The sequence below is a fragment of the uncultured Pigmentiphaga sp. genome (assembly GCF_937950555.1).
In the GTDB taxonomy this organism is placed as follows: domain Bacteria; phylum Pseudomonadota; class Gammaproteobacteria; order Burkholderiales; family Burkholderiaceae_B; genus Pigmentiphaga.
The window spans coordinates 1-12,287 of record NZ_CALFCW010000046.1 but is presented as its reverse complement, the minus strand read 5'-3'; the positions used below and the strand labels follow the sequence as shown (position 1 = coordinate 12,287).

14 protein-coding genes are annotated in these 12,287 nt (G+C 66.2%); 6 read left to right on the top strand and 8 right to left on the bottom strand.

What is annotated here, in order from left to right:
* Window positions 1-96 precede the first annotated feature (96 nt).
* The 5 genes from catC to Q0319_RS11995 all read left to right on the top strand — a co-directional run bounded on the left by catC (window position 97) and on the right by Q0319_RS11995 (window position 4,749).
* A complete protein-coding gene (catC, locus tag Q0319_RS12015; RefSeq protein ID WP_296467156.1) occupies window positions 97-375 on the top strand; it encodes a muconolactone Delta-isomerase in 279 nt (92 codons plus the stop codon).
* An 83-nt stretch (window positions 376-458) separates the two neighbouring features.
* Window positions 459-1,439, top strand: coding sequence for a tripartite tricarboxylate transporter substrate binding protein (locus Q0319_RS12010; RefSeq protein WP_296467158.1), 981 nt, complete (start codon window positions 459-461; stop codon window positions 1,437-1,439).
* A 259-nt stretch (window positions 1,440-1,698) separates the two neighbouring features.
* On the top strand, window positions 1,699-2,847 hold the full coding sequence (locus Q0319_RS12005) for an NEW3 domain-containing protein (protein WP_299452804.1): 1,149 nt from the start codon (window positions 1,699-1,701) through the stop codon (window positions 2,845-2,847).
* Complete coding sequence (locus Q0319_RS12000; protein WP_296467165.1) at window positions 2,844-3,797, top strand: ABC transporter ATP-binding protein; 954 nt, start codon at window positions 2,844-2,846, stop codon at window positions 3,795-3,797. Before Q0319_RS12005 ends, Q0319_RS12000 begins: the two co-directional genes overlap by 4 nt.
* Window positions 3,787-4,749, top strand: a complete 963-nt coding sequence (locus tag Q0319_RS11995; protein ID WP_296467168.1) for an ABC transporter permease — start codon at window positions 3,787-3,789, stop codon at window positions 4,747-4,749. The genes Q0319_RS12000 and Q0319_RS11995 overlap by 11 nt, the downstream gene beginning before the upstream one ends.
* Before the next feature lie 173 nt (window positions 4,750-4,922).
* On the opposite strand, the gene lipA is transcribed toward Q0319_RS11995, so the two are convergent.
* The 8 genes from lipA to Q0319_RS11955 form a co-directional block, all read right to left on the bottom strand.
* Window positions 4,923-5,927, bottom strand: coding sequence for a lipoyl synthase (gene lipA / locus Q0319_RS11990; RefSeq protein ID WP_296467171.1), 1,005 nt, complete (start codon window positions 5,925-5,927; stop codon window positions 4,923-4,925).
* Between the two features lie 60 nt (window positions 5,928-5,987).
* Window positions 5,988-6,683: a lipoyl(octanoyl) transferase LipB gene (gene lipB / locus Q0319_RS11985; RefSeq protein WP_296467173.1), complete on the bottom strand. Its 696-nt coding sequence runs from the start codon at window positions 6,681-6,683 to the stop codon at window positions 5,988-5,990.
* 24 nt (window positions 6,684-6,707) lie between these two features.
* Window positions 6,708-6,995 (bottom strand): DUF493 family protein, encoded by a 288-nt coding sequence (locus Q0319_RS11980; RefSeq protein WP_296467176.1) that lies wholly within the window; start codon window positions 6,993-6,995, stop codon window positions 6,708-6,710.
* Window positions 6,996-7,002: 7 nt separating this feature from the next.
* A complete protein-coding gene (locus tag Q0319_RS11975; protein WP_296467179.1) occupies window positions 7,003-7,866 on the bottom strand; it encodes a D-amino acid aminotransferase in 864 nt (287 codons plus the stop codon).
* Between the two features lie 184 nt (window positions 7,867-8,050).
* A complete protein-coding gene (locus tag Q0319_RS11970; RefSeq protein ID WP_299453051.1) occupies window positions 8,051-9,202 on the bottom strand; it encodes a D-alanyl-D-alanine carboxypeptidase family protein in 1,152 nt (383 codons plus the stop codon).
* Window positions 9,203-9,462: 260 nt separating this feature from the next.
* Complete coding sequence (locus Q0319_RS11965) at window positions 9,463-10,122, bottom strand: CocE/NonD family hydrolase (protein ID WP_296467182.1); 660 nt, start codon at window positions 10,120-10,122, stop codon at window positions 9,463-9,465.
* A 5-nt stretch (window positions 10,123-10,127) separates the two neighbouring features.
* The gene (locus Q0319_RS11960; RefSeq protein WP_296467185.1) at window positions 10,128-10,445 is read right to left on the bottom strand and encodes an NAD(P)H-dependent oxidoreductase subunit E; all 318 of its coding nucleotides are present in this window, start codon (window positions 10,443-10,445) and stop codon (window positions 10,128-10,130) included.
* 26 nt (window positions 10,446-10,471) lie between these two features.
* Window positions 10,472-11,737, bottom strand: coding sequence for a VanZ family protein (locus Q0319_RS11955; protein WP_299452795.1), 1,266 nt, complete (start codon window positions 11,735-11,737; stop codon window positions 10,472-10,474).
* Here Q0319_RS11955 and Q0319_RS11950 point away from each other — a divergent pair.
* Window positions 11,726-12,287: biotin--[acetyl-CoA-carboxylase] ligase (locus tag Q0319_RS11950; protein ID WP_299452793.1), on the top strand; the 562-nt coding region annotated here is incomplete at its 3' end. The genes Q0319_RS11955 and Q0319_RS11950 overlap by 12 nt on opposite strands.

Here is a 12,287-nt window from a genome sequence, read left to right as displayed (position 1 = left end):
ACGACGCAAGGACGGGCCGGGTATCCCGGCCCTTGGGGGGACGCCGCCGGCTAGGCGCCGGCCGTCCCGGGCAAGAATCGTGACAAGGAGACTTTCATGCTGTTTCTCGTGCGCATGGACGTACGCATCCCGCATTCGGTTCCACCTGAACAAGCCGATGCGCTCAAGGCCGCGGAAAAGGCCTATTCCCAGGACCTGCAGCGGCAGGGCAAATGGCAGCAGATCTATCGCGTGGTGGGCGAATACGCCAACTACAGCATCTTTGACGTGACGGACAACGACGAGCTGCACGCGCTGCTGTCCGCATTACCCCTGTACCCGTACATGGACATCCACGTGACGCCGTTGGCGCGGCATCCCTCCGCGATCCGCTGAGCGCCCCCTCCGGGTCGGGCAGCGCAAGCCGCCACGGCGACGGCTGGTCCGACCCGCCCCATACTGCATACTGGAGACACAAGATGAAAAACCGCTTTTCCCTGACCGCCCTGGCCGTCGCCGCGGGCCTGCTCGCTGCACCGCTCACTGCTGCTGCGCAAAACGGCTATCCCAGCCGCCCGATCCGCTGGATCGTCCCCTTCCCGCCCGGGGGCGCGATGGACAACATCGCCCGTACGCTGGGTGAAACCATGGGCCAGATGCTCGGCCAACCCTTCGTGATCGAGAACCGCCCCGGCGCCGGGGGCAACATCGGCGCAACCGCCGTGGCCCGCGCCAAGCCGGACGGCTATACGATCATGATCGTCGCCAACGGCATGGCTGTGAACCCCGCGCTCTATCCCGACATGGCGTACGATCCCGTCAAGGACTTCGCGCCGATTTCGCTGCTCGCCGTCGTTCCCAACGTGCTCGTCGCCAATCCGCAGCGCATCCCGGCCAAGACGGTGGCCGAGGTAATCGCACTCGCCAAGGCCAATCCCGGCAAGTACACCTTTGCCTCGGCCGGCGTCGGCACGTCCATCCACTTGGCCGGCGAACTGTTCGTCAAGATGGCGAACGTGCAGATGCTGCACGTGCCGTACAAGGGCAGCGGTCCGGCCATCGCCGACCTGCTGGGCGGACAAGTCGACTACATGTTCGACAGCGTGACCTCCGCCAAGCCGCACATCGAAGCGGGCAAGCTGACCGCCATCGCCGTCACGACCAAGAAGCGCTCTGCTGCACTGCCCAATCTACCCACGGTGGCCGAAGCCGGGCTGCCCGGCTATGAGCTAACTCCGTGGTTTGCCGCCTTTGCGCCCGCCGGCACGCCGCAAGCGGTCATCGACAAGCTGAACCAAGCCATGCGCCAGGCGCTGCAGGCGCCCAAGGTGCAGGCCACGCTGGCTTCCATCGGCGCGGAACCGATAGGCGGCTCGCCGGCGGAACTGCGCGACTACCTGGCCTCCGAGATCAAGGCGGGGCGTGAACTGATTGAATCGCGGGGCATCAAAATGGACTGAGTAAGGTCTATCCAGGACGAAACCAAGCAGGGGCTACCCGTATAGCCAATCGTCGTATCATCCATTAGTGTTTCGCCCCGTACCGGCTCCGCCCCGCGAAGCTGGTCCCCCGGCGCAGCGCCGTGCCCGGATACTCCATGCATCCAGGTGCGGCGCTGCGCCGAAGGGAGACGCTCACACTAATACGATTGGTTCAGGCGTATCCCATGCCGGGCGCCTGGCCGAATCTTTCAGCATTCCATTTCATCAACGAACTGCCATGCATAAGATTCGCGTCCTGATCTTGTCGCTGTTGCTCGCATTGCCGACCCTCGTGGCGGCCGACCAGTCGGGCATCTACCTGGTCACCGACTACCCTTCCCTGACGTTGCAGGCCGGCGCCACGACCACGCTGCCGCTGAGCCTGCGCAACCAAAAAGAGCCGCCGGAGCGCGTTGCACTACGGGTGGAAGACGTGCCGCAAGGCTGGAAAGTCTCGCTGCTCGGCGGCGGCAAGCCGGTGGCCGCTGCAATGCCGGCCACCGACGCCAGCGTGCCGCTGCAATTGCGGTTCGAACTGCCGCCCACGGCCGAGGCGCGCCGGTATCGCATACGCGTCGTGGCCGATGCGCCGAACCGGCGCATCGAACTTCCCATTGACGTGACGCTGGCCGACGAATTGCCGGCCCAGCTCGGCATCGAAACCAAGCTGCCCGCGCTGCGCGGCGGCCCGCGCACGACCTTCGATTACCAGTTCACGGTGCGCAACGACAGCGGACGCGATCTGGTGGTGAGCCTGACTGCCGAAACGCCGCAGTACTTCGAACCCACCTTCACCGAAAACTACGGGTCGCAACAGCTGACCTCCGTGCCCATCAAGGCGGGCGAATCGAAAGACCTCAAGCTCAGCGTCAAGCCGCCCTCGTCCGTCAAGGCCGGCAGCTATCCCATCGTCGTGCATGCCAGCGCCGAAAACGCATCAGCCAGCGCCAAGCTCACCATGGACGTCGTGGGCCAACCCGAACTGCGCATCACTGGCCGCGACGGCATCATGAGTGCGACCGCCCGCGCCGGCAAGACCGAAACCATGCCCATCATCGTGCGCAACGATGGCTCCGCGCCGGCGCAAGGCATCGAGCTGTCGGCCAGCGCGCCGTCGGGCTGGAAGGTCGAATTCGAACCCAAGACCCTTCCTGAAATCGAAGCGGGCAAGGAGGTCGAGGCCCAGGCCCACATCACGCCGTCCGATCGATCGCTCGTCGGCGACTACATGACCACCATCCGCGCGTCGGGCGGCGGGGAAAGCGCGTCGGGCGAGTTCCGCATCACGGTGCAGACCTCGGGCCTGTGGGGTATCGTCGGAGTCATCATCATCGCCATCGCCGTGCTGGTGCTGGTGGGTGCTGTCGCGAGGTTCGGGCGGCGATGAGCACGCAAGTCATCCAGGCGCAAGGCCTGACCAAACGCTATAAAGGCCGTACCGCGGTCGACGGCGTTTCGTTCACGGTAGGACAGGGCGAGGTCTTCGGCCTGCTCGGTCCCAACGGCGCCGGCAAGACGACCACCATTCTCATGCTGCTGGGCTTGACCGAAGCGAGCTCCGGCACGGTGTCGGTCCTGGGCCGCGATCCGCGCCGCTCGCCGCTCGCGGTCAAGCGCGAGGTCGGCTACATGCCCGACGCCGTCGGGTTCTACGACTACCTCTCGGCACGGGAAAACCTCGCCTACACGGCCAAGCTCATGGAAATCGACGCCGGCGAACGCAACGCCCGCATCGATGCGGCGCTCGCGCGCGTCGGGCTTTCCAGCGAGGCAGACCGGCGCGTGGCCGGCTTCTCGCGCGGCATGCGGCAACGCCTGGGGCTGGCGGAGATCGTGCTCAAGGGTGCCCGCATCGCCATCCTGGACGAGCCGACCTCCGGCCTCGACCCGCAGGCCGCCGAAGACTTCCTGGGGCTCATCGACAGCCTGCGGCGGGACGGCGTCACGGTGCTGCTGTCGTCCCACATGCTGGACCACATGCAGCGCATCTGCGACCGCGTGGCGCTTTTCCACCAGGGCCGCATCGCCCTCATGGGCACCGTGCCGGAGCTGGCGCGCCAGGTGCTGGGCGGCCAGAGCGCCGTAGTGGTCGAGGCGCGGGGCAAGGACATCGCCGCAGTGCTGCGCGGCATTCCGGGCATCGCCTCGGTCGAACCCCAGGGCGAACAACGCTGGCGGCTGCGGGCCGAACGGGACGTGCGGCCGGATATCGCCCGCGCGCTCGTCAACGCGAACGCCGAGCTGCTCCGGCTGGACGACGAGCCAATCAGCCTCGACATGATCTACAACCGCTTCTTCCAGTCCATGACTCAAGGGGGACGACGTCATGCAGCGTGAAGGATCACCCGTACAGGGCATGGGCGTGGTCCTGCTGAAAGAGCTGGCCGACCATCTGCGCAGCGGCCGCATGCGCGTGCTGGAATGGCTGATCATCCTGACGGCCGCCGCTGCGCTCTACGGCGTGTTCCAGCAGATCCGCAACACTACCGCCAGCGATCCCTTCGTGTTCCTGCGCCTGTTCACGGCCGCGCGCGAACCCATGCCGTCGTTCTCGGCGCTGCTGGGGTTCCTGGTGCCGCTGGTGGCGATCGGGCTGGGATTCGATGCGATCAACGGCGAATACTCGCGGCGCACGATGAGCCGGCTGCTGTCGCAGCCCATCTACCGCGATGCCTTGCTGATGGGCAAATTCCTGGCAGGCCTGACAACCCTGGCCGTTTCGCTGCTGGCCTTGTGGCTATTGGTGGTCGGCGCCGGGTTGTTCCTGCTTGGCGTGCCGCCCAGCGGCGAAGAAATCGCCCGCTCGCTGCTGTTCCTGCTGCTCACGCTCGCCTATGCAGGCGTATGGCTGTCCGTGGCGATGCTGTGCTCCATCCTGTTCCAGTCGGCGGCAACGTCTGCCCTGGTCAGCCTCGGGCTATGGCTGTTCTTCTCGCTGCTGTGGCCCATGCTGGCCGGCGCGATCGCGCAGGTCATCGCACCGCCCGATCCATTGGCGCTGATGCTGGGGCAACCCGGGATCGAAACGCTCCAGTGGCAACAGGCGCTCGAGCGGATCTCGCCGTCCCAGTTGTTCGGAGAAGGCGTGCTGGCCCTGCTGGTGCCGTCGACCCGCACGCTGGGGCCGGTCTTCCTGAGCCAATTGCAGGGCGCGGTGATCGGTTCGCCCTTGCCGCTCTCGCAAAGCCTGGCCATCATCTGGCCCCAGATGATAGGGCTGATCGCCGCCGTGATCCTGTTGTTCACGCTGGCCTACATGCTCTTCCAGCGGCGGGAGGTGCGGGCCTAAGCGGCACCAAGCGCGCCGAAGCGGCAAACCAGCACCGATCGCCGCTCCGGCAGCGCCGGCATGAACCAAAAAAAGGCTTGCCCCACGCCCCGGCCCGGATACAACGTCCGGGCTGCGCGCGTTGGGCAAGCCTCTTTTCTTGCGGAACCGAAAAGACGACGGCGCGTCGCGCTTTACGCCACGCCGGCCGCGTGCGCCTGCTGGTCTGCGTGATACGACGAACGCACCATTGCGCCGACCGCGGCATGGGTAAAGCCCATCGCATAGGCTTCGCGCTCGAACATCGCGAAAGTGTCGGGATGCACGTAGCGCAGCACGGGGAGATGGTGCTCGGACGGTTGCAGGTATTGGCCGATCGTGATCATGTCTACGTTGTGCGCGCGCATGTCGCGCATCACCTGCAGGATTTCCTCGTCAGTCTCGCCCAAGCCCAGCATCAGGCCGGACTTGGTCGGCACCTCGGGATGGCGGGCCTTGAACTCGGCCAGCAGCTTGAGCGAGTGCTCGTAGTTGGAACCCGGGCGGGCCTGCTTGTACAAGCGCGGCACCGTCTCCAGGTTGTGGTTCATCACATCCGGCGGACACGCATCGAGGATCTCGAGCGCCCGGTCCAGGCGTCCGCGGAAATCGGGCACCAAGATCTCGATGCGGGTGGCGGGCGAGAGTTCGCGCGTCTTGGCGATGCACTCCACGAAATGGGCCGCGCCGCCGTCGCGTAGGTCGTCGCGGTCCACCGACGTGATGACCACGTAGTTCAGCTTCAGCGCGGCAATGGTGCGCGCCAAGTTGAGCGGCTCGTCTGGGTCCAGCGGGTCGGGCCGGCCATGGCCTACGTCACAGAAGGGGCAGCGGCGCGTGCACTTGTCGCCCATGATCATGAACGTAGCCGTTCCCTTGCCGAAGCACTCCCCGATATTCGGGCACGAGGCTTCCTCGCACACCGTATGGAGGTTGTGCTCGCGCAGGATGCGCTTGATGTCGTAGAAGCGGGAACCGGGAGACGCCGCCTTCACGCGTATCCACTCAGGTTTCTTCAGCCTTTCCGCTTGCACGACCTTGATCGGGATGCGGGAAACCTTGGAGGCGGATTTCTGCTTCTGCAGCGGATCGTAGGCCGGCGCCGCCCCGTTGGTTTCGGATTGGCTGCTCAAGGCGGACGTATCGGGCACGGAGCTCATCGACAAGATTCCTGTTCGGCGTGGCCGGGGTAGAACCGGGGGCCGGATTAGTAAAGACCCTTATTCTACCGCCGCCGGCGCCGGGCTCGGCAAAACCCCTGACTGCGGCAGGGCCACCAGCGCGCGTTCCAGGCGCCGCGCCAGCCGCTCGCCGGCTTCTTCCAGAGAAATCGCGCACCCGCAGGAGGCTAGGTCCACGGTGCGCAGCCCGGCATAACCGCAAGGGTTGATCCACGAGAACGGGGCCAAGTCCATGGCCACGTTCAACGCGACGCCATGGTAGGTACATCCGCGATGGACCTTGATGCCCAACGCCGAGATCTTGGCCAGTTCGGATGCCCCCGCCGCGGGGGCCGACGCGCGCGGCCAATTCACGTAGACGCCCGGTGCGCCCGGCTTGCGCTGCGCATCGGGCAGCCCCAATTCGGCCAGCAGATCGATCACGGCCTGCTCCACCCGGTTCACGTATTCCTTGACGAAATACCCGGCGCGCTTCAGGTCGAGCAGCACATAGGCCACCACCTGCCCGGGCCCGTGATAGGTGACCTGCCCGCCGCGGTCGCTCTTGACGACCGGCACGTCATGAGGCGCCAACACATGCTCGGGCTTACCCGCCTGCCCTAGCGTAAACACGGGAGGATGCTCGACCAGCCAGATCTCGTCCGCCGTATCGGCATCGCGCGCGGCGGTGAAAGATTTCATCGCCTCCCATGTCTCGTGATAGTCGGCAGGACGCTGCAGCCAACGGATGTGCATGGACAGCTCTCTCGGGCGGGTCGGCTACAGGACGAATTTCACCATGGGGTGCGAGGTGAGCTCGCGATACAGCGCGTCGAGCTGCTCGCGGGAAGTCGCCCGCACGATGAAAGTCAGCCCCAAGTAATTGCCACCAGAGCTGGCCCGCATTTCCACCGTGGCCGGATCGAAATCCGGATCATGGCGCATCACGACTTCGGTGAGCACCTGGGCGAAATCAGGGCGATGCGCCCCCATCACCTTGATCGGGAAGTCTGACGGATACTCGATCAGCGAAGCCCGGGCCTCGGGCGCTTGGGGAAGGTCTGCCATGTGAATGTCAAAGCGCTGCGATCGCCTCATCGTATCCCTGGCGCAACCGGGCATAGACGGGGCCGGGACGGCCCGCGCCCACGGGCTGGCCGTCGAGCGACACGATGGGCAGGATTTCCTTGGTCGCCGACGAAAGCATCAATTCGTCGGCCGCTTGGACCTCCGCCTTCGAGACCGGCCGCATCTCGAGCGGGATCCCCTTGGCCGAGGCCATTTCCTCGATGAATCCGTAGCGGATGCCTTCGAGGATGAGATGGTTCTTCTGTGGCGCCAGCAGGCGCCCGTCCTTGACCACCCAGATGTTGCTGGACGAGCCTTCGGACAGGAAACCGTCGCGGAACATCACGACCTCCGTCGCGTCGCGATCGACGGCATACTGCCGAGCCAATACGTTGCCCAACAGCGAGGTGGACTTGATGTGGCAATGCAGCCAGCGCTCGTCGGGCATGGTCACGGCTTTCACGCCGCTCTCGCGCAGCTCGGCCGACGGTCTTGCGAACGGGCTCGTCATGCCGAACACCGTGGGCGAGATGTTGCGGGGAAATGCGTGATCGCGCTTGGCGACGCCGCGCGTCACTTGCAGGTAGACGAACTGATCCTGGGCGTCCAAGGTCTCGACCAGCCTCGCGACCAGCGCCTGCCATTGCTCAGCCGTGTGCGGATTCGGGATGCGGATCGCATCCAGGCTGCGGGCGAGCCGCGCCAAATGCTGCGCCATCCGGAACGGCTTGCGGCCGTAGACCGGCACGACCTCGTAGATGCCGTCGCCGAAGATGAAGCCCCGGTCCAGCACCGATATCTTGGCTTGCGACAGCGGCGTGAACTCACCGTTGAGATAGACCAGTGGGTCGCCCTCTATGCCTGGAATCATGTCTATTCCCTAAAGAAGGAGAGAAATACGCCCTTTCCCTGCGCCGCATGTTTCGCGCGCTCCGCAAAAAAAGGGCGCGGACCGAGGGCCGACCGCGCCTGGGGCGCCCCCGATGGCGGCGCAGCGAACATGCCGCGCCGCGGTTTCCACCCTTCGGGGCGCACCCCCAGCGCATGCGCGAGCCTTAGTTGAACCAAAGCCTCACGGCGTCGAATGCGCGGCCGAAGATGCCAGCCACGTCCACCGGTTCGAGCACGGTCAACGGCACCTCGCGCACGGGTTTGTCGTTCAGGGTAAGTTTAAGCGTACCCACTTGCTGTCCCGCCTGCAACGGCGCCACCAGCGGATCGGTACGCTCGACGGTGGACTTGACGTTCCCGGCCTGGCCGCGCGGCACCGTGACCCAGATGGCCGAGCGCGACCCCAGCTTGGCCTTGCTCGCATTGCCCTTCCAGACCTTGGGCTCCACCACGGCCTGGTTGGCCTCGTAGACGCGCACCGTGTCGAAGTTCTGGAACCCCCAGTTCAACAGTTTCAGGCTCTCCTGGGTACGCGCGTTCTCGCTCGCCGCCCCCACCAGGACCGTGAGCACGCGGCGGTCGCCCCGCATGGCAGACGCGATCAGGCAGTAGCCGGCCGCCTCGGTGTGGCCCGTCTTCATGCCATCCACGGACGGATCGACCCACAACAGCCGGTTGCGATTGGGCTGGGTGATCTTGTTGTAGGTGAACTCGCGTTCCTTGTAATACCCGTAGAAGTCGGGATGATCTTGGATCAGGCGCTTGGCCAGCAGGGCGAGGTCGCGCACCGTGGTCACGTGCTGCGGATCGGGCAGGCCGGTGGAGTTCGTAAAGTGCGTATTCTTCAGCCCAAGCCGCGCCGCTTCCTGGTTCATCAACGCGACGAAGGCGTCCTCGCTCCCCGCGACGGCCTCGGCCAACGCCACCGTGGCGTCATTGCCCGACTGCGTGATCATGCCGCGGATCAGCTCCTCGACGGTGACGGGCTTGCGCGGCTCGATGAACATGCGCGAACCGCCCGTGCGCCAGGCCTTGTGCGACACCGCGACGCTTTGGCCGAGCGACAGGCGTTTTTCCTTGAGTGCGTTGAACACCAGATACGCCGTCATGACCTTGGTCAGCGAAGCCGGTTCGACGCGATCGTCCGCGCGATCCTCGGCCAAGACCTGGTCGCTGGTCACGTCGATCGCGACCCAGGCGCGGGCCGCTATGGCGGGCGCCGGCACGGAAGACAACAGGCCGACGGTCGACACCGAAGACGCGGCGGAAGAGGTAGTCACCGGCGGCGCGGCTGCGGCCAAGGCCGTGGCGGGCATGGTTGCCTGGAATGCGACGAGGCAAGCCGACGCCACTGCGGCCAAAGCAAACCGACGTCCCGGAGCGAACGAGAAAAAGCGCAGTTTCATGTGGGAGACGATCGTGCAAGAGGGGCGCCGCCCGGGCCGGCCAACGCTGCCCGACGCGCGCCCCGCGGTGCGGGGTGGAAACTGCAATTATAGGCACCCCGAGCGGCTGGCTACCCCCGGGACATGGCGGAGCTGATGCAACGGAATGCTACAGCCCGCCGGCGGCCCCGTCATGCCAGCACGCGGCCCAGGTAGTTCAGCACCAGGCGCTTGACCACCACGAGGTTGCCGTGGAAGAAATGGCCAGCCCCGGGAATGACGGTGACCGGCAGGCTTTGCGGGCGCGCCCAGTCCATGACGGACGATAGCGGCACCGTGTCGTCCTGCTCGCCATGGATGACCAGCGAATCTTCGGGAACCTCGGCCACGGAAAAACGACTGGCCGCGGTGCCGAGCAATACCACGCCTGCCACCGGCAGCCCCCGGGGGCTCGCCGGCCCGCAACCGGCATACACCTGGCTGGCGACCGCGCTGCCGAACGAGAACCCGCCCAACACGAAATGGCCGCGGGCCAGCGACGGATGCCGCGCGCGAAACTGATCCACCACGGCCAACATGTCCGACGCTTCACCGGTGCCGTGGTCGAACTCGCCTGCGGATCCGCCCACGCCGCGGAAATTCGGCCGCAGCGCAGCCAGCCCCTGCTGCACGCAGGCCCGCGCCACCGTCGTGACCACCTTGTTGTCGCGGGTGCCGCCGAACAGCGGATGCGGATGCAGGATCAGGGCCCATCCCCGTGCTGCGTCGAGGCCCCCCTCGGGAATGTCCAGCGCGCAATCGACGGGCCCCGCGCCACCCTCTAGCACGAGATGTTCGGTTGCAATCGCCATGGCGCTCAGATCCTCAGTCGTTCGACGGGCTCACCGCGCACCAGGTGCGAATCGATGATTTCATCGATATCTTCTTGGTCCACGTAGGTGTACCAGACACCCTCCGGATAAACCACCAATACCGGCCCCTCTTCGCATCGGTCCAGGCAGCCTGCCTTGTTGATGCGGATCTCGCCCTTGCCGGCCAATCCAAGCGCCTTGATGCGCTTCTTGGCATAGTCCTGCATGGCCTGGGCGCCTTGCCGAGCGCAACAGGGACGAGGCGCATCGGGTCCGCGCTCGTTCAGGCAAAAAAAGACGTGGTGCTTGTAATAGGACTCCATACCAACTCGCAAGGGCGAAAAAAGCGTTACCGGGACGCCGAACCAACGCGTCGCCGGGCCAGGAAGAACAAGGCGGCCACCACCCAGATCACGGACAGGCTCTGCGTGAGCGACTCCAGATGCAGCCAACCCGTGCGCGCCACCGCGGCCGTCATTTCGAAATAGAGGTCGGACGGGAGCAAGTTGACGATGGCCAGCTGCACGCACAAGGCCGTCATGCCGAGCACGCGCTGCCAGGAAGGTTGCAAATAAGCGCCGCCGGTGGCCAGGGCCAGGCCCCCGACCACGCCGACGACGGCGCCGATCGTGATCCAAGCCCCGCCCGCCTGCGCGGGCACGGCCAGGGGCTGCAGGACGGCCTTGACCAGCAGCGCGCAACACACCAGCGCAGCCGGAAGCATACCGCGCCCCGGCACTGGCCGAGCCACGTGCAGCAACAACATGGAAACGGCCACCACGGCGGCCCCGGTGCACAGCTGTTCGGCCATGATGCGCTGCCCAGGCGAGGGCGTCCACACCTCGCCGAGCAGCTGCGACGGCAGCGCGGCCCAATCGCCGACCAACCGCCATAACTCGCCGGTACCGAACAGCATGGGCTGGCGCGGAATCTGCATGAATACCCAGAGCGCGGCCAGGATCAGGGCCGAACCGGCCTCGGGTGCAAACCATCGATGGCGCCAGCGCACGAGTGCCCCGTCGCCGATCAGGCTCGGCGCCGTCGCGGCACCGGCCAAGGCACCCAGCAGCCCACCACCGGCGTTGGCAGCCAGGTCGACGTTGGACGCGATGCGGTTGGGCAGGTAGGTCTGCAGCGCCTCCAGGGAGCCCGACAGCAGCGTGCAGAACACGACCGCCGCCAGCACGGCGGCCACCCTGCGGCAAGCGGGATAGAGCGCCCAGACGAACAGCGCGCCCACGGGCAAATAGGCCGCGACGTTGGCGACGATTTCGGATCCAACCCAATATTCGGGCCACGGCGCCCGCAGGTACGCGAAAGCCGGCAAGCCGACATCGACCCAGCCCGTGAACGGATAGAGGCTGGCGTACACCACCAGCAGCACGACGATGATCAAGGCCAGCCGCGCCATCGGGGCACGGTGCCGGACGACCTGCCCGGGCGTAGCGGACGAGTCGTCGGCACTCATGGGCGGCGGAAGAAAAACGTGAGCGACATGCGTTAAGTTTATGCGGTTTGGGAAACCTCGCTGCGATCCCCCGGGCTCTGTGCCTACAATTGCCGATTTGCACGCCGCTCGCTCGGCCGCCCTGGACGGATTTCCATGCCCACACACCACCCCGCCCCGCCCCCCGACGCTATCGCCCCACCGGCCGAATTCGCCGCCGGCCTGCGCGCGGCGCTGCCGGGCTGGGACGTAACGTGGCTGGCGTCGACGCCGTCCACCAACGCCGAACTGCAGCAGTACCTGAAGAACGGCGGCACCGGGCCGGCATTGCTCGGCAGCCACTACCAAACCTCGGGCCGGGGCCGCGCCGGCCGCGCCTGGCAAGCCCGCGCCGGCGAGGCGCTGCTGTTTTCCTGCGGTTGGCAGGCAGACATTGCTCCGGCACGCCTGCCGCCGCTTTCGCTGGTCGCCGGCATCGCCGCATGCGAGGCCCTGGGCCAGCTGCTGGGTCCGTATCCGGACGGGGTGCTGTCGCTCAAATGGCCCAATGACCTGCAGTGGAATGGCGCCAAGCTAGCGGGCATCCTGGTCGAAAGCGTCGCCACGCCGGCTCCAGGATGCACCGGCGTGGTATTGGGGATGGGGCTCAATCTACGCGGGGCTGCCGGCTTGTCGCGCACGCTCGGCCGGGAGATCGCCGACTGGACGCTTACCGGCA

What these genes read in the sequence shown, in the direction of transcription:
- catC (WP_296467156.1), top strand. Translation starts at nt 97, where the DNA reads ATGCTGTTTCTCGTGCGCATGGACGTACGCATCCCGCATTCGGTTCCA.
- Q0319_RS12010 (WP_296467158.1), top strand. Translation starts at nt 459, where the DNA reads ATGAAAAACCGCTTTTCCCTGACCGCCCTGGCCGTCGCCGCGGGCCTG.
- Q0319_RS12005 (WP_299452804.1), top strand. Translation starts at nt 1,699, where the DNA reads ATGCATAAGATTCGCGTCCTGATCTTGTCGCTGTTGCTCGCATTGCCG.
- Q0319_RS12000 (WP_296467165.1), top strand. Translation starts at nt 2,844, where the DNA reads ATGAGCACGCAAGTCATCCAGGCGCAAGGCCTGACCAAACGCTATAAA.
- Q0319_RS11995 (WP_296467168.1), top strand. Translation starts at nt 3,787, where the DNA reads ATGCAGCGTGAAGGATCACCCGTACAGGGCATGGGCGTGGTCCTGCTG.
- lipA (WP_296467171.1), bottom strand. Translation starts at nt 5,927, where the DNA reads ATGAGCTCCGTGCCCGATACGTCCGCCTTGAGCAGCCAATCCGAAACC.
- lipB (WP_296467173.1), bottom strand. Translation starts at nt 6,683, where the DNA reads ATGCACATCCGTTGGCTGCAGCGTCCTGCCGACTATCACGAGACATGG.
- Q0319_RS11980 (WP_296467176.1), bottom strand. Translation starts at nt 6,995, where the DNA reads ATGGCAGACCTTCCCCAAGCGCCCGAGGCCCGGGCTTCGCTGATCGAG.
- Q0319_RS11975 (WP_296467179.1), bottom strand. Translation starts at nt 7,866, where the DNA reads ATGATTCCAGGCATAGAGGGCGACCCACTGGTCTATCTCAACGGTGAG.
- Q0319_RS11970 (WP_299453051.1), bottom strand. Translation starts at nt 9,202, where the DNA reads ATGCCCGCCACGGCCTTGGCCGCAGCCGCGCCGCCGGTGACTACCTCT.
- Q0319_RS11965 (WP_296467182.1), bottom strand. Translation starts at nt 10,122, where the DNA reads ATGGCGATTGCAACCGAACATCTCGTGCTAGAGGGTGGCGCGGGGCCC.
- Q0319_RS11960 (WP_296467185.1), bottom strand. Translation starts at nt 10,445, where the DNA reads ATGGAGTCCTATTACAAGCACCACGTCTTTTTTTGCCTGAACGAGCGC.